Below are 18,884 nucleotides of genomic sequence, written 5' to 3' on the forward strand. Positions count from 1 at the left end.
CGAGTCGATGCACTTACGATGACGGGCGGCGATAAACGAACGATGAACGTCTCATTCAGCGCCCGATCGCGCAGGTCAGAACAGTTCCGGACAGCCCGGTCCGGTTCAGGCCGCTATCTCGGACGCCAACAGCGCACGCACTTCGGCCAGTTCGAAGGAGCCGAGTTGGGCGAACACCGCCTCCGCGTCCCGCCAGCACGCCCGCGCCCGGTCCCGCTGACCCAGCCGCCGCAGCGCCCGCCCGAGCACCATCAGCACGCAGGCCCGACGCCACTCGCCGCCCATCACCCGCAGCGCGACGGCCTGTTCGGCGTGCGCGGCCGCCTGCGTCGCCCTGCCGGCCGACAGGTGGACCTCCGCCAGCCTGTAGTGGGTGATGCCCTCCCACAGTGGCTGGCGGTTGTCGTGGAACAGCCCGAGCGCCTCGGTGAGCTGCGCCAGCGCCTCGCCGTGCCGCCCCGCCTGCGTGAGGGCGATGCCCAGCGCGTAACGGCCGTTGGCCAGACGCAGGGTGAGGCCCATCTGGTCGTAGATGGCGATGCCCTGCTGGGCGAGGTCGATGGCGCTGGGGAGCCGGCCGAGCTCCACGTGGATCCGGGAGAGGTTGCACAGGGCGCTGGCCTCGCCGACGTAGTTGGCGTCGGCGCGGAAGTTGGAGATGGCCTCCAGCAGGTAGCGCTCGCCGTCCGCGTGCCGTCCCTGGTGGAGGGCGATGATCCCGCGGTCGTTGGGCGCCCAGCAGCTGGGCAGCGGGTCGCCGGCCTCGCGGGCCAGGGCCGTGGCCTGGCGGGCCTCGTCGTCGGCCTCGGCGAAGCGGCCCGCGACGAGGTGGACGTTGGTGAGCGTGGTGCGGGCGCGGCCCTCGGCGTACGGGTCCTTCGTGGCCTGGGCGGCGTCGCGCAGGGCCAGGGAGGCCGACTCGTACTGCTTGGAGTTGGCCCCGGATTCGGCCAGGTCCTTCGCGGCCCACAGCAGGTCCACGGCCCGGCGCAGCACCGTCGAGTCGCCGCCCCGTACGGAGGCCTGCCGTACGCATCCCAGCAGCGGGTCGGCCTCCTGGTACAGCCAGTCCATGGCGGCGCGGGAGTCGGGGAAGACCAGGCCGGGGTAGTGGGTGTCGGAGAGGTGCGCGGGGAGCCGGTCTCCGGGGCGTTCCAGGGCGTAGACCCCGGAGGCGGTGGCCAGGTAGAAGTCCAGCAGCCGGTCCAGGGCGGCGTCCCGGCTGCTCGGCGGCTGCTCGTCGCGTTCGGCGCACGCACGCGCGTAGAGGCGTACGAGGTCGTGGAAGCGGTAGCGGCCGGCGGCGGCGGATTCCAGGAGGGAGCAGTCGACTAACGCCTCCAGGAGGTCCTCGGTGTCGTACTCGGGCAGATCCAGTACGGCGGCCGCCGCCGAGAGCGAGATGTCGGGCCCGTCGGCGAGGCCCAGCAGCCGGAAGGCGCGCTGCTGGGCGGGCTCCAGCTGGCCGTAGCCCAGCTCGAAGGTGGCCTTGACGGCGAGGTCGCCGGCCTGGAGTTCGTCGAGGCGGCGGCGTTCGTCGGCGAGCTTCGCGGCGAGGACGGACACCGTCCAGGTGCGGCGGGCCGCGAGGCGGGAGGCGGCGATGCGGATGGCCAGCGGCAGGAAGCCGCAGGCGCCGACCACGTCGAGGGCGGCCTGGCGTTCGGCCCCGACCCGCTCCGCACCCACGATCCGGGTGAAGAGCTGGAGGGCCTCCTCGGGGCTCATCACGTCGAGGTCGACGAGGTGGGCCCCGGCGAGACCCGCCATGCGGACCCGGCTGGTGACCAGGGCGGCGCAGCCGGCGGTGCCGGGCAGCAGCGGTCGCACCTGGGCGGCGTCGCGGGCGTTGTCGAGCAGGACCAGGACGCGGCGGCCGTCGAGGGCGGAGCGGTAGAGCGCGGCGCGTTCGTCGGCGGTGTCCGGGATGGAGGCGTCGGGGGTGCCGAGGGCGCGCAGGAAGGCGCCGAGGACGGCGACGGGCTCGGCGGGCCGCGGCTCGGTGCCCTGGAGGTCGACGTAGAGCTGGCCGTCGGGGAAGTGGGCTCGGGCGGTGTGGGCGACGTGCACGGCGAGGGTGGTCTTGCCGACGCCGCCGATGCCGGCGAGCGCGGAGACGGCCATGACCCGGCCTTGGGCGCCACCGCCCAGGATGGCGCCGAGCTCCTCGACGAAGCCGGTGCGTCCGGTGAAGTCGGGCACGGTGGCCGGAAGTTGGGCGGGCCTCACGTGGACGGCCGCGGCGGCCGGCGCCGGGTCCTCGGCGCGGGCCAAGTCGGCGTCGGCGTTGAGGATGCGCTGCTGGAGGGCGGACAGTTCGGGGCGCGGGTCGACGCCGAGCTCGCCGGCGAGGAGGCGGCGGGTGTCCGCGTAGACGGCGAGTGCCTCGGCCTGCCGGCCGCTGCGGTAGAGGGCGAGCATCAGCAGCTCGCGCAGGCGTTCGCGCAGCGGGTGGGCGGCGGTGAGGGCGGTGAGCTCGGAGACGGCCTCCGCGTGGTGGCCGACCTCCAGGTCCAGGTCGAGGCGGGTCTCCAGCAGTTGCAGGCGCCACTCCTCCAGCCGGGTGCGTTCCGTCTCGGCGTGCGGGCCGGGGACCCCGGCGAGGGGTTCGCCGTCCCACAGGTCGAGGGCGCGGGTCAGGAGCGTACGGGCGCGGGCGCGGTCGCCGGCCTCGCGGGCCGCCTCGGCGTCGTCGGCGAGGCTGCGGGCCACGCCGAGGTCGAGGGTGGCGGCGGAGCGCAGGCGGATGGCGTAGCCGCCGGATTCGGAGACGAGCAGCCCGGGGTCGAGGACCTTGCGCAGCCGGGAGGCGTACGTGCGGATGGTGGCGAGGGCCTGCTGGGGCGGGTCGTCGCCCCAGATGGCGTCGATGAGTTCGGGGGCGGTGGCGGTACGGCCGCCGCGCAGCAGCAGCGCGGCGAGCAGGGCGCGCTGCTGGGGCGTTCCGGAGGGCAGCACGTCGCCGCCCCGCCAGGCGCGGATGGGGCCGAGGACGGAGAACCGCGAGTCCCCTGCGGGGGTGCTCGCGGGCGCCGGGCTCGACCGGGGCGCGGGGGCGTCCGTGCCTGCGGCGGGCGCGGAGGCCGCGCCGACTGCGGCGGTGCCGGTGCCGGTGGCGGCTGCGGTACGGGGTGCGGTGCCCGTGGCGGCGGGAGCGGCGGTGGAGTCGGGCTGCGGCGCGGGGGTGGGCGCTGCGGCGCCGGCTGCCGGGGTTCCCTCGGGGAAGGGGGCGGGCGCAGCGGCGGCCGGGGGCGCCGCAGTGCCCGCGAGGGGTGCGGCGGTGGCCGGAGTGGCTCCCGGTTCGGGTGCGGCCGCAGCCGCAGGGGCGCGCCGGGTCGTACCGGGGTGCCGCCGTGGGCTCGGGATGGCCGGTACGCCGTCCATCTGTCCTCCCCCTGCCTTCCGTCGGTGTAAGGGTCAGTCTGCCCTGTCTTGCACGTACACGTCAGCCCGTCCCGGACCGATCGGCTCCCAACTAGCTGACGGTTCGTCAGATCAGCGCTACCGTAGGGGTCATGGAGACCTTCCCGAAGATCATCTCGGTGGACGACCACACGGTTGAGCCCCCCCACGTCTGGCGGGACCGGCTCCCGTCCAAGTACAAGGACACCGGTCCCCGCGTCGTCCGCGCCCCCCTGAAGGAAATGACCTTCCTCGGCGGCAAGTTCGCCCCCGTGATGGGAGCCAAGGGGGACGACGGCCCGATCGGCGACTGGTGGGTGTACGAGGACCTGCACCGGCCGCTCACCCGCCTCGACACGGCCGTCGGATACGACCGCGACGAGATCAAACTGGAAGTCATCACCTACGAGCAGATGCGCCCGGGCTCCTTCTCGGTTCCCGACCGCCTCGCGGACATGGACGTCAACCACGTCCAGTCGGCGCTCTGCTTCCCGACCTTCCCGCGCTTCTGCGGCCAGACCTTCACCGAGGCCAAGGACCGCGAGCTCGGGCTGCTCGGCGTCCGCGCCTACAACGACTGGATGGTGGAGGAGTGGTGCGGCCCCGAGGCCCGCGGCCGCCTGATCCCCCTCACCCTGATCCCGCTGTGGGACGCGCGCCTCGCCGCCGCCGAGGTCCGCCGCAACGCCGCCCGCGGCGTGCGCGCCGTCGCCTTCTCCGAGATACCCCCGCACCTCGGGCTCCCGTCCATCCACACGGACGAGTGGGACCCGTTCCTGGAGGCCTGCGACGAGACCGGCACGGTCATCGCCATGCACATCGGCTCGTCCTCGCGGATGCCGTCGACCTCGGCGGACGCCCCGCCGGCGGTCGGCTCCACCATCACCTTCGCCAACTGCTGCTTCTCGATGGTCGACTGGCTGATGAGCGGCAAGTTCGAACGCTTCCCGAACCTGAGGATCATGTACGCGGAGGGCCAGATCGGCTGGATCCCGTACATCCTGGAACGCGCGAACGTGGTGTGGGAGGAGAACCGCGGCTGGGGCGGCGTCGCGGACAAGGTCCACCGGCCGCCGTCGGAGCTCTTCGCCGAGCACGTCTTCGGCTGCTTCTTCGACGACGCCTTCGGGCTCAAGAACCTCGACTCCATCGGTGTGGCCAACGTCCTCTACGAGACGGACTACCCCCACTCGGACTCCACCTGGCCGAAGTCCCGCGAGGTCGGCGAGGCGCAGATGGGCCACCTGGCCCCGGACGTCGTGGACCGCATCGTGCGCGGCAACGCGATCGACCTGCTCGGTCTGACCCCGGACGGGCTGTGGGCGGGCGCGTAGCCCCGGGCTCGGCTTGGCCCGGTCCGTGTCCCCCGCCGGGCACGGGCCGGAGCGGAGCCCCGATCCGTGAGCCGCACCCGCCCACGTGGTCGAACTCAGCTCCGGGCCGGTGAAGCCGGCCCCTCCGGAGTTCGAGCAGCAGCCGGGTGAGGTCGCCGGGACACGAGCAGCAGCGTCGCCACGGCCAGGCCCGCCGCGGCGAGCAGCGGCAGCAGGACCCGTACGTCCGTGAACGCCACCAGCCCCGCGCCCAGCGCCAGCGCCACCGCGTTCGGCACGAAGAGCACGGTGTTGGCCGTGGCGGCGGCGCGACCGAGGACGGCGTCGGGGACCTCGCGCTGCACCGCCGTCAGCGCGGCGATCAGCACGCACGGCAGGCCCGCGCCGATCGCCGCGCTGCCCACCAGCGCCACCGCGTCGTACGGCACCGCCCTGACCCCGGCGCCCAGGGCGAACAGGGCCGTCCCCGCGGCGGCGAACAGCCACCCCGGCAGCCGCCGCAGCAGCGGCCCCGCCGCGAGCCCGGCCACCACGGAACCCGCGCCCTGCACCGCGTACAGCAGCCCCACGTAGGCCGGGGGGCGCCCGAGCACGCCGTCCGCGACGGCCCAGACGGCGGCGCCGTTCAGCCCGGCCAGGAACATCACGGTCCCGCCGGCCAGGAGCAGTGGTCGCAGCGTCCGCGACCCCCACAGCCGGCGGGCGCCCTCCGCGAACCCGCCCGGCGCCGGGCCGCGTTCGGGAGCCGCCCCGCCCGCCCGCACCCGTAGGAAGATCCCCGCCGCCAGCGCGAACGTCACCGCGTCGAGCAGCGCCACCGAGGCCCCGCCGTACCGGGCGAACAGCCCCGCGCCCACCAGCGGCGCCAGCAGCTTCATGCCCTCCCCGGCCGCGAGCCGCAGTCCGCCCAGGTCCCCGAGCAGGCGCGGCTCGACGGCCTGCGCGACCAGCGCCGCCTCCGCCGCGTCGTGCAGGGTGCCGCAGATCCCGTACACCAGCAGCACCGCGAACAGCAGCCACACCCGGTCCGCCGAGTCGAGCAGGAGCAGCACCGGCAGCAGCGCCGCCATCAGGAGGTCCACCGCGACGATCACCGGCCGCCGTGGCAGCCGGTCCACGAGCGCCCCGAGGGCCGGGCCCGCCAGGACGGGCGCCCACATCGCGAAGGCGGTGAGTGCCGCGAGCGGGTCCGAGCCGGTCAGCGACTTCACCCACACCCCGGCGACCAGCCACATCGCGCTCGTCCCGAAGCCGGACACCACCACCCCGGACAGATACAGCCCCGCGTCGCGATCCCGCAGGACGCGCATCGTTCCCCACCTGCTCATGGGGCCAGCGTGCGGCTAAGGGGGGTGCGGCGGGATCGGGCAACTGCCCTACCCGTTAGCGGATCGAGGGGGTCGGGGTGCCCGTGATCACCGGGCGGACGCGGGTCAGGAGGAGCTCCAGGAAGCGGTCCGGGCGCCGGATCCACGCGAAGTGGCTCGCGTCCTCGATCAGTTCGAACCCCTTCACCGGCGCCTCGACCGCGTCGAAGTACGCCTTGGCCCGCGCCGCGGGGGTGATCACGTCCAGCGCGCCCTGGAAGACGAAGAACGGGATCTCGAAGCGCGTCCCGTCGGCCCAGTCGTCGAACCCGGCCGCCCCTTCCGTGACGGTCTCCGAGAAGGACTGGGCCTGGAAGTACGCCTTGATCCGGCCGAGGGTGTACAGCGGCGACAGCCACATCGACCCCAGGACCACCTTCTTCACCGTGTCCAGGGTCAGCGGGTCGCTGCCGGCGCAGAGCTTGTCGTACGCGGTCCGCTGCGCCCGGGTCCACTGCCCGGGGTCGGACCCGATCGCTTCGATCTCCGCGGCCTGCCTCGTCTTCCCGGCCGCCCGCAGCCGCTCCAGCGTCGCCCGGTAGGCGGAGGTGTCCCGGCCGGCCTCGTGGACGTTCTGGTCGGTGCCGACGTACGCCGAGTAGAGCTCGGGGTGGTTGCGGGCCAGGCGCAGCCCGAAGACGGTGCCGAAGGAACTCGGCACGAGCACCACCCGCTCCACCTGCATCCTGTCCAGGACGTAGCGGGTGACCTCCAGGGCGTCCTCGTAGAGCCGGTCGAAGGTGACCGGCCCACCCTGGGTCGCGGCACCGCCGCGGGCGAAGGTCAGGCCGGCGCCGCGCATGTCCCAGCGGACGAGGGTGAAGTGCTTCTCCCACTCCCGGGTGCGGGCCCCGTAGGGGGAACTCGCGGCGCCGGGCCCGCCGTGGACCTCCAGGAGCACGGGGTTGGCGCGGTCCTCGCCGCGGATCGAGATCCACTGCTCGATCCCGCCGATGCGGACGAAGCGCTGCTCGTCGATGCCGGTGGGCGAGTCGATCCGCATGAGGGCGGCGTTGGCGGACCGGCGGACGGCGCGGTGGCCGAAGAGGACGGCGACGGGCGCGGCGAGCGCGGCGGTGGTGGCGGCGAGGATGACACCGATCATTACTGTTTCCCCCAGACACTGTTTTGGCTTCGAGGGAAGGGTACGCGAGATCCGCGATCTGGCAAGGCGTCAATTCCGTTGCGGTGGGGTGGGTTCGGCCGAGTGCGGCACCGGTGCTCGGCGGGGCGGCCCACGCCCGTACCCCCGCGCCGGCGGGGTCGGGTGTGTGGCGGGGCGCCCCCGCAGGGCGTCGAACGAAACCCGCTCGTCTTGCCGGTGCCGCACCCCGTTCGACGCCCGAGGAGGTGCCCCGGCGCGCGCCCGGCCCCGACGGCCCACCCTGCGGCCCGCCCTCGGCCGGGGTGCCGCTGCGCGGAGCCGGTCCCCTACCCGCCCTTCCACCGTTCCCCGGGCTCCGCCCGGACCCGTCCTGGGGCTCCGCCCCAGACCCCGCGCCTCAAACGCCGGCGAGGCTGGAGGGTGGCCCCGCGCCTCGAAAGCCGGCGAGGCTGAAAAGGTCCCCCGCGCCTCAAACGCCGGCGAGGCTGGAGGGTGGCCCCGCGCCTCGAAAGCCGGCGAGGCCGGAAAGGTCTCCCGCGCCTGGAAAGCCGGCGAGGCCGGACGGTGCCCCGCGCCTCAAGCGCCGCCGCGCACCGGAGTCCCGGGCCCTGCGGGGACGCCGCCGCGCACCGCAGTCCCGGGCCCTGCGGGGGCGCATCGCACACCGGCGTTCGGGGCCCTGCGGGGGCGCACCGCGCACCGGAGCCCCGGGCCCTGCGGGGGCGCACCGCGCACCGGCGTTCCGGCCCCTGCGGGGGTGCGCCGTGCATCGGATCCGGTGGTGTGGGAGTGCCCGCGCACGCGGGCCCGGCGGGGTTCGGTGTGCCCTGCGGCCGCAGCGTTAGCATCGGGGCATGCCCGAACTCGAACTGCTCCGTGTCGACCACGCCCCGGCCCTGCTCGCGTTCGAGCGGGAGAACCGGGCGTACTTCGCCGCCTCGGTTCCCGACCGGGGCGATTCCTACTTCGCGCACTTCGACGAGCGGCACGGCGCCCTGCTGGCCGAACAGGCCGACGGGCTGTGCTTCTTCCACCTGCTCGTCGGCGACGACGGGGAGGTGCTCGGCAGGGTCAACCTCGTCGACGTCGAGGACGGCTCGGCCGAGCTCGGCTACCGGATCGCCGAGCGGGCCGCCGGCCGCGGGCTGGCCACGGCCGCCGTGCGCGAGGTCTGCCGGCTCGCCGCCACCCGGTACGGAGTGACCACGCTGCGGGCCGTCACCACGCTCGACAACACGGGCTCCCGTACCGTCCTGACCCGCACGGGCTTCGTGTCCACCGGTGAGATTCCCGTGGACGGCCGCCCGGGCATCGGCTTCGTCCGGTCCGAGCCCGGAACCCGCTGATTCCGTCCGGTACGAAGCCCGCCACGCCCCGCCGCGCCCTTGCAACGTGCCCGCCGCCAAGGCATGCTTCGCCGGGGCAAAGCGGAAGGATCATCATGCCGGTGGACAGGCGGAACGTGGTGACGGTGGTGCTGTGCGCCTTGGCGGCGCTGGGCGCGTCCGCGGCGGTCGCCGAGTTGGTGCCGCCGCCCGAGGGGGCCCCGCCCGCGCGGGCGAAGTCCGCACCGACCGCTTCGCCGACCGCCTCGTCGCGTTCGCAAGCTTCGCCGAAGTCTCAGCTCGCCTCGCCGATGCCCGCGCCGGTGACCCCCAAGCCCGGCGGCCCGGCCGCCTTCACCGGGGCCCTGTTCACCGGCGGCCTGGACGGGGACCACTTCTGTACGGCGACCGTCGTGCGCAGTCCGGGCAAGAACCTGATCGTCACCGCCGGCCACTGCCTGCTGGCCGGGGACCAGACCAAGGGCGAGGGCGGTGCCGTCTTCGCACCCGCGTACGCCAACGGGTTCGCACCGTACGGGACGTGGAAGATAGAGAAGGTCTTCGAGGACGAGCGCTGGGCCGAGGGCACGGACGACGACTACGACCTCGCCTTCGCCCGCATCCTCCCCGACGACAAGGGGCGCAACATCGAGGACGTGACCGGCGCGGCCGCCCTCGACACCACAGGCCGCACCGCCGAGGAGGTGACCGTCACCGGTTACCCGGCCGACCGCAAGGTGCCCCGTACCTGCACGGCGGTGGCGGTCCGCCTCAGCGACACCGAACAGCGCTTCGACTGCGCCGACTTCCCCGGCGGCACCAGCGGCAGCGCCTGGATCGCCCGCGACGGGAAGATCGTCGGCATCCTCACGGGCGGCGACACCGACGACGAGTCGACCAGCACGGTGCTCGGGGAGTACGCCGCCTCGCTGTACGCCAAGGCCACGGGGAAGGGCTGAGGGCGCGACGACCTAGGCCAGCAGCCCCAGGTGGACCGGTTCCGCCGGGGCATCGGCCAGCAGTTCCGGGAGGCGCGGCGGCCACAGCGGTTCGCCGAGGGCGGCCAGCCGTTGCGGGGAGAGCCACTGCCAGTGGATGCCGGGGTACTCCAGCACCGGCTCGCGGTGCGGGCCCCGGGCGAGGTAGATGTGCTCGTGCTGGCGCACCGGGATCCCCTGGTGCGTGAAGTCGTGCTCCCAGGTGCACAGCAGGCGCTCGGGTTCCAGGTCGGTCCACCCGGTCTCCTCGCGCAGCTCGCGCCGTACGCACTCCTCGGGGCTCTCGCCGGGATCGATGCCGCCGCCCGGAGGCAGCCAGTGGATGCCGACCTCCACGTTGTTCTCGCGGAAGAGGAACACCGAACCTTCGGGGGAGACGATGACAACACGGGCCGCGTGACGTGGAGTTCGAGTGCGCATCGATCCAGCGTACGCCGGGGGGCGGAGGCGGGGAATGCGTTTTGTCCCCCTGTCTCCGACCGCCCCGTGCACTCCTCTCTCCGCCCGCCCCGCACGCCCTGCCTCCCCCGCCCCGGGGCCCGCCTACCCCGCCGCCAGCGCCAGCGTCGGCGAGAGCCGGGCCGCGCGCACCGCGGGGTAGAGGCCGGCCAGCGTGCCGATCGCCAGGGTCGACGCGAAGCCGCCCGTCACCGCCCACAGGGGGACCACCCAGGGCAGGTCCCCGGCCCGGGCGTAGACCGCCGTGGCCGCGCAGCCCAGGGCGATGCCCGCCAGGCCGCCGAGCCCCGACAGCAGCAGGGACTCGGTGACGAACTGGATCCGGACCTGGCCCTTGGTGGCGCCCAGCGAGCGCCGCAGGCCGATCTCGTGGCGCCGCTCCAACACTGAGATGATCATGGTGTTGGCCACCCCGACCCCGCCCACCAGCAGGGCGATCCCGCCCAGCCCCAGCAGCAGCGTGCTGAACGCGCCCTCCGTGGCCGCCTTCGCCTGCAGCGCCGCCGAGGGGTCGGTGACCGCGACCGCGCTCGGCGTCTGCGGGTTGGCGGTCCGCGCGACGAGCTTCCTGACCGCCGCCACCCGGTCGTCCGCCGAGCGCTCGTACACCGCCGTCGGGTGCCCGTCGAAGCCCAGCAGCCGCTGCGCCGCGTCCCAGCCGATCAGCGCGGACCGTTCGATCTCCGGGGCCAGCGGGACCGGGTCCAGGATGCCGATCACCGTGAAGTACCGGCCACCGATGAACACCTGCTGCCCCGGCCCGGTGATGCCGAGGCGGCGCGCGGACACGTCGCCGAGCACCACCGCCGGGTACCGGCCGGTGGCGTCGTCGATCCATGTCCCGCGGCCCGTCCGCGCGCGCAGGGTGCCGAGCAGATCGTCCTTGGTCGCCTTGAGCACGATCCCGCCGGTCTCCTCCTTCGGGACGTTCTCGGAGCGGCGTACGGACTCGGGCACGTCGCCGGTGGTGCCGACCGACTCGACGCCCTCGATGCGGGAGATCATGCCGGGGGATTCCTTCGGCAGCTTGGTGTCCTGGCCGGTGAACATGCCCTGGCCGGGCGTCACGACCAGCATGTTCGTGCCGAGCGCGTCGAGTTCCCGCAGCAGTTTGGCCTGGCTGGACGACGAGATCCCGACCACCGCGATCATCGTCGCGATGCCGATGGCGATGCCGAGCGCGGACAGGAAAACCCGCATCGGACGCGACCGCAGACCGGCCGATCCGACGTGCAGGACGTCCCCGGGGGAAAGCCTCGGCGGGGTGAGCCGCCGGGCGCGGGCACGGGTGTCCGTGCGAGCACCGCTCATGAGCGCACCACCCCCGCCCCGTTCCGTACGTCCGCCACGATCTCCCCGTCCCGGATCCGCACCTGACGCGGCAGGCTCGCGGCGATCTCGTTGTCGTGGGTGATCACCGCGATCGTGGCGCCGTCCCGGTTGAGTTCGTGCAGCAGCTCCATCACCGATTCCCCGGAGGCGGTGTCCAGCGCGCCCGTCGGCTCGTCGGCCAGCAGCAGGTCCGGGGCGCCCGCGACCGCACGGGCGATGGCCACGCGCTGCCTCTGCCCGCCGGACAGCTCGTGCGGCCGGTGGTCCAGCCGGTCCCCGAGGCCGACCCGTTCCAGGGCGGCGGCCGCCCTGCGACCGCGCTCGGCGCGCGAAAGGCCGGAGTACAGCAGGCCCTCGGCCACGTTCGCCCGGGCGCTGATGCCCGGCACCAGGTGGAAGGACTGGAAGACGAAGCCGACGTGCCGCGAGCGCAGCGCCGACAGCGCGCGGTCCGACAGGGCCGCGACGTCATGGCCGGCGATGCGCACGCCGCCTGCCGTCGGGCGGTCCAGGGTGCCGACGATGTGCAGCAGCGTGGACTTCCCCGACCCGGACGGGCCGACGATCGCCAGCAGTTCGCCGCGGCGGACGGTCAGGTCGACCCCGCGCAGGGCGGCGACCCCGCCCGGGTACTCCTTGGTGACCCCGGTCAGCTCCACGACCGTTCCGATGCCGCTCACAGTTTGGGTATCCCCACCTGCATGCCCTCCTTGAGGGCGTCGCCGGTCACCTCGACCCGGCCGTTGCCGAACATGCCCGGTTCGACCTTCACCTCACGCGCCCTTCCGTCCTCCACGACCTGGACGCCGAAGCCGCCGCCCGCGAGGGCGAGCAGCGCGCCCACCGGCACGGAGAGCACGCCCTTGCGGGTCTCCCCGGTCAGGCCGACGGTCACCGGTGACTGGTCCGGGGCGTTGACCTCGGCAGGCTTGTCGAAGGTGACGGACACCTCGACCCTGGCCTTCTTGTCGCCTCCGCCTCCGCCGGCGCCCGCACCGCCGCCCGCACCGCCCGCGCCGTCGCCCCCGTCGCCCGAACCGGCCGCGGTGCCCACCGAGTCGACCTTGCCGGTGGCCGTCGCCCCTCCCGGCAGCCGGACCGTGACCGGCTCGCCGACCTTCGCCGCGGCCGCCTTGGCCGCCTCCAGTCGGAAGCGGACGATCCGCTCGGTGCCGGTCACCGTGAGCACCGGCTTGCCCGGCCCGAGTTCGTCACCGACCGCCGCGTCGCCCTTGCGGACCCGCTGCGGCCCGGAGGCGAAGGCGACGTCCTCCTTGCCGACCTCGCCCGTCTCCGCCGTCTTGTGCGCCTTCTGCCACCGCTTGACCGCGGTCGCCGTGCCCGCCGTGAACACGGGGTCCTGCGGGTCGAGTCCGGTGCCGTACCCCAGTGCCTGGAGGTTGCGCTTCAGCTGCTTGACGTCCTCGCCCTCGTCCCCGGCCTTCAGCGGCCGGTACATCGGCACGGACCCGTACATCAGCCGCACCGGCCGCCCGTTGACCTCGTACAGCCTCCCGTCCCGCTCGACGGCCGTGCCCTCGCCCGCGACCCAGGTCAGCACGCCCGGTCCGGCCGCGTTCAGCTTGCGCTCCTGCGCGTACCCGAGGGTCCCCTCCACCTGGAGCCCCGAGCTGAGGTCGCCGCGCCGCACCGGCGCCGTGGCCGGAGGCAGTCCGTCCGCGCGCCGCTCCCGCGCCGTGTCGTCCCGCTGCGGCTGCGCCATGACGGCGTACCCGCCGCCCGAGACCGCCAGTACGACGGCCAGCGCGCCGAGCAGCCACTTGGAGCGCGGCTTCACCGGGCCGCTTCGCACTTCTTCCGGGCGTCCTCGAAGGCCTGCTCCTGGCCCTGGGGTATCTCGATGCCCGTGCGCGCGCCCCCGCTGTACTCGGGGTCCTTCAGCGCGACGCCGTTCTCACGCATGCAGCGGATCCACCGGAGTTCCTTGTCCTTCTCCTCCTGCGTGGGCTCCTTGCCGGAACCGGGGCCGCCCATTCCGCACGCCTTCATGGCCTCCTGCATCTTCTGCGGATCGGCGCCGCCGCCGACCGTCATCCCGCGCGGGTCCTGGCCCGGCGCCGGGTCGGGGGCGTCGATGCCGTGCTCGCGCAGGCACTGGCGCATCTTCACGGCGTTGTCGGCCTCGGTCCCGCCGCCCGAATCCTTCTTCCCGCCCGAACCCGCGGAGCCGCCGGAGCCGCCGGAGCCGTCGTTCGCGCAGGCGGTGGCGAACAGGGTCAGCCCGGTGACGACCGCGGCCGTGGTCATGATCAGGGATCGCTTCATGGTGCGGAGCCTTGCGCCGAAGGGGGTTTCGCTTCCCTCTCGCACCCTGCTTACAACGGCGAAATGTGCTCTTCCGGTAAAGAGGGGGCATGCGCGTACTGGTCGTGGAGGACGAGGAATTCCTCCGGGAGATGATCGCCGAGGGGCTGCGCCGCGACGCCCTCGCCGTCGACGAGGCAGGCGACGGCCCGGAGGCCCTGCGCCGCCTGCGGCTGGACGCGTACGACGTCCTCGTCCTCGACCGGGACCTGCCCGGCCTGCACGGCGACGAGGTCTGCCGCCAGGTGGTCCGCGAGGGGCTCCCGACCCGCGTCCTGATGCTGACCGCGTCCGGGACCGTACGCGACCGGGTCGAGGGGCTGGGTCTGGGCGCCGACGACTACCTGACCAAGCCCTTCGCCTACGACGAGTTGCTCGCCCGGGTGCTGGCACTCGGCCGGCGCGCCCGCCCCGCCCTGCCGCCCGTGCTGGAGAGCGCCGGGATCGCCCTCGACACCGCCCGCCGCACCGCCACCCGCGACGGGCACCGGCTCGCGCTGTCCCGCAAGGAGTTCGCCGTGCTGGAGACGCTGATGCGCGCCGAGGGGGCCGTGGTCAGCAGCGACGACCTGATCGAGCAGGTGTGGGAGCAGGACACCAGCTACTCCACCAACGCCGTCCGCGTCACCCTCAGCAAGCTCCGCGCCAAACTGGGCGAGCCGCAGCCGATCGAGACCGTGCCGGGCGCCGGCTACCGGATCGCCGACCGGTGAGGTCCCTGCTCCCGCGCACCGAACGCGCCCGCCTCACCGCCCTGTACGGGGCTTTGCTGCTCCTCGCGGGCGGCGGACTGGTGGCGCTGGTCTACGTCCTCGTCGGCCAGGGCCTGTACGCGAGCGTCAGCGGGGTCGTCCGTACGGTCAGCCCGGCCTACCGGCTCCCCGTGCCGGGCGAGACGGTCGACGCGGGCCGGCGCCCCGAGCCCGCCCGGACCATGGCGCCCGGTGAGAGCCCCACCCCCGAGGAGCTCAGGGGATACGCGTTCACCCAGAACCTCTCCGACGCCGTCACCGAGGCGACCCGGCACCGGATGCTGGTGTACTCGCTGCTCGCGCTGGCCGTCTTCGCGGTGCTGTCGATCTGGCTCGCCTGGTGGATGGCGGGCCGGGTGCTGAGGCCCGTCGGGGTGATCACCGAGACCGCGCGCCGGCTGTCCGGCGAGAACCTGCACCAGCGGATCTCCCTCGACGCCCCGCCCGGCGAACTCAAGGAACTGGCCGACACCTTCGACGCGATGCTCGGGCGGATGGAGGACCTGGTCGGCGCCCAGCGGCGGTTCGCGGCGAACGCGGCCCACGAGCTGCGCACCCCGCTGGCCGTGCAGCGGGCCGCGGCCGAGATCGGGCTGGCGGGGGAGCCGTCGCCGCGGAAGGTGGCCCGGATCCGGGAACGGCTGATCGGGGTCGCGGAGGAAGGCGAGCACCTGGTCGAGTCGCTGCTGCTGCTCGCGGTGTCGCAGGAGGGCCTGGATCCCGCCTCGACCGGGCCGGTGGACCTGGCGGCGCTGACCGGAGCGGAGCTGGCGGCGATCGAGCGGACGGACGAGCGGACGGCCGAGCCCACGGCCGACTCGCCGCACGCGCCGGCCGCCGTCGTACGGACCCTCGCGCCGCTGACCGTGAGCGGGGACCGGGCGCTGCTCGGGCACCTGGTGCGGAACCTGCTGGCGAATGCCGTACGTCACAACCGCGCGGGCGGCCGGATCGTCGTCGAGACCTCCACCGACGGGGAACTGACCGTCTCCAACACCGGCCCGGTGATCGATCCGGCGGACGTGCCGAGGCTCCTGGAGCCGTTCCGCAGGCGCGCCGAACGGCAGCACACCGCAGGTGAGGGCGCCGGGTTGGGGCTCTCGATCGTGGCGGCCATCGCGCGGGCGCACGGCGCGACGCTCGCGGTCGAGGCCAACGCGGAACCGGGGGGCGGGCTGACGGTGCGGGTCCGTTTCCCGGGCGCGGACCGACGGGGCGCCTCCCGAGGTGCACCGGGTTCGAAGATCAGCTGATGTACGGTCGGCCCAATGAGCAAGCACCGCCGAGCCCGCTCCCGCACGCCCCGCCCGACGCGCCGCGTGGCGCTGGCGGCCGCCTTCGGCCTGCTGACCCTCGGGGCGGGCTGGGTGTACGCCGCCGACGATCCGGAGAGGTCGGAAGCGGGGCCGCAGGCCCGGGCGGACTCCCGCCCGCCGGCGCAGGACCGCGCGGCGCGCGACGCCGATCGGGAGGCGCTCCAGGGTCTGCCGGGCGTCAGCGGGCAGACCCGGGCCCGGATCCCCGCCGAGTCCCTCCAGCTCATCCTGGTCACCGGCAAGGCCAAGGACTCCTCGGAGTCCACGGCCACCCTGTACACGCGGTCCGCGGCCGGCGCCGACTGGGTACGGGCCGAGAGCTGGCCGGCGCGCAACGGGGCCAAGGGCTGGTCCACGGAGCGCACGTACGGGGACCTGACCTCCCCGCAGGGCGTGTTCGCGCTGACCGACGCGGGCGGGCTGCTGCCGAAGCCGCCGGGCACGAGGCTCCCGTACGACAAGGACGGCGCGTTCGTGGCGACGGGCCGCGGGGTGAACGGCGAGTCCCTGGCCGGTTCCTTCGACTACGTGGTCGCGATCGACTTCAACCGCAAGCCGGGCACTTCCCCGCTGGACGCGACCAAGCCGGAGGGCGAGCGCAAGGGCGGCAACATCTGGCTCCACGTGGACCACGACGGCCCCTCGCAGGGCTGCGTGGGCATCCCGAAGCAGGCCATGAAGAAGGTCCTGGAGACCCTCGACCCGGCGGCGAAGCCGGTCATCGTGATGGGTCCGGAAGGCTTCTGACCGCGTGAACGGTCAGACCCGGACGACCCGGACGACCTGGACGCGGCCCGCACACAGCACCGACAGGTCTTCGGGGTCCGAAGTCGGCACGGTGACGGGGCCGGGCTGGTCGAGGGCCGTCGCCGCCACGATTCGCTCGGCGGGATGACGTTCACGCGGGAGCCCGCGTGGTCGAACTGAGCCTGGTTCACCTTGGGGTCGCGGGCCTCGACGAGCGTGACGGAGCTGATCACCACCCGGCTGTCTTCGGATTCGGCCGCGGAGAGCCACTCCGGCAGCGCGGGATCCCGGCGCACGAGCCGGGAGAGCCCCTCGCAGTCGAGTTCCGCTCATGCGGTGTCCGACGAGGCCGATGCCTCGCCGCGCAGGATCGCCCGCTTCGTTTCGACGGCTGCCGGATCGGCGGGCCCGTTCACGGCCTCGGAGTCCTCGATCAGTTCGCGGAGACGGTCACGCTCCAGTTGCCGCTGAACGAGCGCTTCGATGTACGAGGACATGCCGCGCTTCCCCGTGCGCGCTTTGAGGGCGGCGATCGTCCCCTCATGGAGGGAGACGGACACGGGTCGGGTCGGGCCTTCCCCGGGCGCCGGCTGGTCGGTCATGGGGTCAGTTTGACAAAGGGAATGTCATTCGTCTCGGTCTCCCTCCGTCGCTCCCGGGCGTCGTTCGCCCGGGCCCGGAGCAGCAGGCCGATGTAGGCCAGGTCGAAGACGCTGCACAGGATCCCCAGGGCGAGGATGAACGGGGCGTCCTCGATCACCCCGAACAGCAGGGTCGGGGCCAGGGTGCCCAGCCACTTGGCGACGGCGATGGTCAGGGACTGCCCGCGCGGGCCCGAGCGGGCCGCGAAGAGGCCGATGAACAGGCCCGACATCAGCAGGTTCTGCAGGAACGCCGAGTAGCGGGTGGCGTCGTGCGCCCCGAAGTGGGCCAGGAACAGGCCCTGTACGGCGAATCCGGTGCCGAACACCAGGACCGACCAGGCGGCGAACATCGGCCGGGTCACGAACCGCGGCAGGTCGGCCCGCCCGAACCGCAGGTAGGTGCAGACGATCACCACGTCGGCGGCCGCCCAGACCACGTTCACCACCCCCTGGGCGGAGACGCCGGTCGCGATGTCGCGGACGGCGTAGATCGACTCCCAGGCGAAGTTCAGCGCGAGCGCGGCGACGGGCATGGCGTACGTCCGGTCGCGCAGCCCGACGCGGATCGCTTCCACGTACACGATCGTCCAGGCCAGTCCGCTGACCAGGGTGAGAAACAGCTCCATGCGCGCACCCTAGGCCGCCTGTTCGAGATCGGGCCAGGGGTTTGGTGTGCGGCGCGGCGCGGTGGCCGCCGTGCGGTCGGGTTCGGCCACCCGTTGTGTCCACCCCCTTGCCTGACGGTCCGTCAGCTACGACGATGGCCCGGCACACCGATATGACGAATCGGCAGACGAAGGCGAGGCGGGCCCGGCATGGCGCGCGTATTTCCGGAAGGTCGGCTGGTCTACGGGATGCAGCTCCCGGTCCAGTCGCAGAGCACCATCTACGCCGAACCCTGGGAGGCCTCGGCCGGCGCCGCCGACCTCGCCGAGGTGGCCCGCGCCGCCGACCGCGCCGGCTTCGGGTACCTGGCGACCTGTGACCACGTGGCCATCCCGCGCCGGCTCGCCGGCCCCATGAGCACCATCTGGTACGACCCGGTGGCCACCCTCTCCTTCCTGGCCGGGATCACCGAGCGCGTCCGGCTCCTCAGCCACGTCGCGATCCTCGGCCTGCGCCACCCCCTGATCAGCGCCAAGCAGTACGCCACCCTCGACCACCTCTCCGGCGGCCGGCTGGTCCTCGGCGTCGGCGCCGGGCACGTCCAGGAGGAGTTCGAGGTCCTCGGCGTGGACTTCGCCCGCCGCGGCGCCGTCCTCGACGAGACCCTGGACGCACTGCGCGCCGCCCTGGGACCCGAGGAGTACCCCGAGTTCGCGGGCGAGCGGTTCTCCTTCAAGGACCTCGGCCAACTGCCCCGCCCCGCGCAGGAGCGCATCCCCGTCTGGGTCGGCGGCTCCTCGGCCGCCGCCGTGCGCCGCGCCGCCCTCCGGGGCGACGGCTGGCTCCCGCAGGGCGACCCGCGCGAGAAGCTGCCCGCGCAGATCGCCCGCATCAAGGAGCTCCGCGAAGAGGCCGGGGTGACCGACCCCATGGAGTACGGGGCGATCACCGAGGCCCTGTACGTCGGCGAGCCCGGCTGGGACACCGGCCGCCGCACCCTGACCGGCAAGGCGGAGGTGCTGGCCGAGTCCCTGCGGGAGTACAAGGCCCTCGGCGTGGACCAGATCCAGGTCCGCTTCCGCTGCCGCGACCGCGCCGAACTCGTGGACCAGATCACCGCTTTCGGCGCCGACGTCGCGCCGCACCTCAACGACTAGAAGACCGGAGTACGA

The 18,884-nt window shown here is 73.8% G+C and carries 17 protein-coding genes and 1 pseudogene; 7 read left to right on the top strand and 11 right to left on the bottom strand.

Annotated features, from left to right (window positions below; genetic code table 11):
* Positions 1–105: 105 nt before the first annotated feature.
* Positions 106–3,384, bottom strand: coding sequence for a BTAD domain-containing putative transcriptional regulator (locus tag ACFYZL_RS27760; protein ID WP_388682681.1), 3,279 nt, complete (start codon positions 3,382–3,384; stop codon positions 106–108).
* Between the two features lie 131 nt (positions 3,385–3,515).
* Between ACFYZL_RS27760 and ACFYZL_RS27765 the strand changes: the two genes are divergently transcribed.
* Positions 3,516–4,736: an amidohydrolase family protein gene (locus tag ACFYZL_RS27765; protein ID WP_384757849.1), complete on the top strand. Its 1,221-nt coding sequence runs from the start codon at positions 3,516–3,518 to the stop codon at positions 4,734–4,736.
* Positions 4,737–4,831: 95 nt separating this feature from the next.
* Here the strand turns inward: ACFYZL_RS27765 and ACFYZL_RS27770 are convergent, their stop codons facing one another.
* Positions 4,832–6,064, bottom strand: a complete 1,233-nt coding sequence (locus tag ACFYZL_RS27770; RefSeq protein WP_384757852.1) for an MFS transporter — start codon at positions 6,062–6,064, stop codon at positions 4,832–4,834.
* 55 nt (positions 6,065–6,119) lie between these two features.
* Positions 6,120–7,208, bottom strand: a complete 1,089-nt coding sequence (locus tag ACFYZL_RS27775) for an alpha/beta fold hydrolase (protein ID WP_388682685.1) — start codon at positions 7,206–7,208, stop codon at positions 6,120–6,122.
* An 854-nt stretch (positions 7,209–8,062) separates the two neighbouring features.
* On the opposite strand from ACFYZL_RS27775, the gene ACFYZL_RS27780 reads away from it, so the two are divergent.
* Complete coding sequence (locus ACFYZL_RS27780; protein WP_384755912.1) at positions 8,063–8,554, top strand: GNAT family N-acetyltransferase; 492 nt, start codon at positions 8,063–8,065, stop codon at positions 8,552–8,554.
* Positions 8,555–8,655: 101 nt separating this feature from the next.
* A complete protein-coding gene (locus tag ACFYZL_RS27785; protein WP_384755909.1) occupies positions 8,656–9,492 on the top strand; it encodes a trypsin-like serine peptidase in 837 nt (278 codons plus the stop codon).
* 12 nt (positions 9,493–9,504) lie between these two features.
* On the opposite strand, the gene ACFYZL_RS27790 is transcribed toward ACFYZL_RS27785, so the two are convergent.
* The 5 genes from ACFYZL_RS27790 to ACFYZL_RS27810 all read right to left on the bottom strand — a co-directional run bounded on the left by ACFYZL_RS27790 (position 9,505) and on the right by ACFYZL_RS27810 (position 13,608).
* A complete protein-coding gene (locus ACFYZL_RS27790; RefSeq protein WP_384755906.1) occupies positions 9,505–9,951 on the bottom strand; it encodes an NUDIX hydrolase in 447 nt (148 codons plus the stop codon).
* Positions 9,952–10,074: 123 nt separating this feature from the next.
* Complete coding sequence (locus ACFYZL_RS27795; protein WP_388682689.1) at positions 10,075–11,301, bottom strand: ABC transporter permease; 1,227 nt, start codon at positions 11,299–11,301, stop codon at positions 10,075–10,077.
* Positions 11,298–11,993: an ABC transporter ATP-binding protein gene (locus ACFYZL_RS27800; protein ID WP_384755915.1), complete on the bottom strand. Its 696-nt coding sequence runs from the start codon at positions 11,991–11,993 to the stop codon at positions 11,298–11,300. The genes ACFYZL_RS27795 and ACFYZL_RS27800 overlap by 4 nt, the downstream gene beginning before the upstream one ends.
* Before the next feature lie 5 nt (positions 11,994–11,998).
* Entirely contained in the window at positions 11,999–13,120 is a 1,122-nt protein-coding gene (locus ACFYZL_RS27805) for a peptidoglycan-binding protein (protein ID WP_388682692.1), read from the bottom strand.
* The gene (locus tag ACFYZL_RS27810; protein ID WP_384755898.1) at positions 13,117–13,608 is read right to left on the bottom strand and encodes a hypothetical protein; all 492 of its coding nucleotides are present in this window, start codon (positions 13,606–13,608) and stop codon (positions 13,117–13,119) included. The genes ACFYZL_RS27805 and ACFYZL_RS27810 overlap by 4 nt, the downstream gene beginning before the upstream one ends.
* A gap of 89 nt (positions 13,609–13,697) precedes the next feature.
* Here ACFYZL_RS27810 and ACFYZL_RS27815 point away from each other — a divergent pair, with 89 nt between their 5' ends.
* From ACFYZL_RS27815 to ACFYZL_RS27825, 3 genes are read left to right on the top strand one after another with little or no spacing between them, the layout of a single operon-like run.
* A complete protein-coding gene (locus tag ACFYZL_RS27815; protein ID WP_384755895.1) occupies positions 13,698–14,360 on the top strand; it encodes a response regulator transcription factor in 663 nt (220 codons plus the stop codon).
* Entirely contained in the window at positions 14,357–15,652 is a 1,296-nt protein-coding gene (locus ACFYZL_RS27820) for an ATP-binding protein (protein ID WP_384755892.1), read from the top strand. The genes ACFYZL_RS27815 and ACFYZL_RS27820 overlap by 4 nt, the downstream gene beginning before the upstream one ends.
* A gap of 15 nt (positions 15,653–15,667) precedes the next feature.
* A complete protein-coding gene (locus tag ACFYZL_RS27825; RefSeq protein WP_384755889.1) occupies positions 15,668–16,462 on the top strand; it encodes a hypothetical protein in 795 nt (264 codons plus the stop codon).
* A gap of 12 nt (positions 16,463–16,474) precedes the next feature.
* Here ACFYZL_RS27825 and ACFYZL_RS27830 read toward each other — a convergent pair.
* The 3 genes and pseudogenes from ACFYZL_RS27830 to ACFYZL_RS27840 form a co-directional block, all read right to left on the bottom strand.
* Positions 16,475–16,758 (bottom strand): annotated as a pseudogene (locus ACFYZL_RS27830) (DNA-binding protein).
* Positions 16,759–16,791: 33 nt separating this feature from the next.
* On the bottom strand, positions 16,792–17,064 hold the full coding sequence (locus tag ACFYZL_RS27835; protein WP_384755886.1) for a hypothetical protein: 273 nt from the start codon (positions 17,062–17,064) through the stop codon (positions 16,792–16,794).
* The gene (locus ACFYZL_RS27840; RefSeq protein WP_384755883.1) at positions 17,061–17,732 is read right to left on the bottom strand and encodes a hypothetical protein; all 672 of its coding nucleotides are present in this window, start codon (positions 17,730–17,732) and stop codon (positions 17,061–17,063) included. The genes ACFYZL_RS27835 and ACFYZL_RS27840 overlap by 4 nt, the downstream gene beginning before the upstream one ends.
* Positions 17,733–17,921: 189 nt before the next feature.
* Between ACFYZL_RS27840 and ACFYZL_RS27845 the strand changes: the two genes are divergently transcribed.
* A complete protein-coding gene (locus ACFYZL_RS27845) occupies positions 17,922–18,869 on the top strand; it encodes a TIGR03619 family F420-dependent LLM class oxidoreductase (RefSeq protein ID WP_388682697.1) in 948 nt (315 codons plus the stop codon).
* Positions 18,870–18,884 lie beyond the last annotated feature (15 nt).

The organism is Streptomyces sp. NPDC001717 (assembly GCF_042892775.1).
Lineage (GTDB): Bacteria > Actinomycetota > Actinomycetes > Streptomycetales > Streptomycetaceae > Streptomyces.

Bases quoted from the DNA above. Each gene is read 5' to 3' on its own strand.
- ACFYZL_RS27760 (WP_388682681.1), bottom strand. From the start codon at position 3,384: ATGGACGGCGTACCGGCCATCCCGAGCCCACGGCGGCACCCCGGTACG.
- ACFYZL_RS27765 (WP_384757849.1), top strand. From the start codon at position 3,516: ATGGAGACCTTCCCGAAGATCATCTCGGTGGACGACCACACGGTTGAG.
- ACFYZL_RS27770 (WP_384757852.1), bottom strand. From the start codon at position 6,064: ATGAGCAGGTGGGGAACGATGCGCGTCCTGCGGGATCGCGACGCGGGG.
- ACFYZL_RS27775 (WP_388682685.1), bottom strand. From the start codon at position 7,208: ATGATCGGTGTCATCCTCGCCGCCACCACCGCCGCGCTCGCCGCGCCC.
- ACFYZL_RS27780 (WP_384755912.1), top strand. From the start codon at position 8,063: ATGCCCGAACTCGAACTGCTCCGTGTCGACCACGCCCCGGCCCTGCTC.
- ACFYZL_RS27790 (WP_384755906.1), bottom strand. From the start codon at position 9,951: ATGCGCACTCGAACTCCACGTCACGCGGCCCGTGTTGTCATCGTCTCC.
- ACFYZL_RS27795 (WP_388682689.1), bottom strand. From the start codon at position 11,301: ATGAGCGGTGCTCGCACGGACACCCGTGCCCGCGCCCGGCGGCTCACC.
- ACFYZL_RS27810 (WP_384755898.1), bottom strand. From the start codon at position 13,608: ATGAAGCGATCCCTGATCATGACCACGGCCGCGGTCGTCACCGGGCTG.
- ACFYZL_RS27815 (WP_384755895.1), top strand. From the start codon at position 13,698: ATGCGCGTACTGGTCGTGGAGGACGAGGAATTCCTCCGGGAGATGATC.
- ACFYZL_RS27825 (WP_384755889.1), top strand. From the start codon at position 15,668: ATGAGCAAGCACCGCCGAGCCCGCTCCCGCACGCCCCGCCCGACGCGC.
- ACFYZL_RS27835 (WP_384755886.1), bottom strand. From the start codon at position 17,064: ATGACCGACCAGCCGGCGCCCGGGGAAGGCCCGACCCGACCCGTGTCC.
- ACFYZL_RS27840 (WP_384755883.1), bottom strand. From the start codon at position 17,732: ATGGAGCTGTTTCTCACCCTGGTCAGCGGACTGGCCTGGACGATCGTG.
- ACFYZL_RS27845 (WP_388682697.1), top strand. From the start codon at position 17,922: ATGGCGCGCGTATTTCCGGAAGGTCGGCTGGTCTACGGGATGCAGCTC.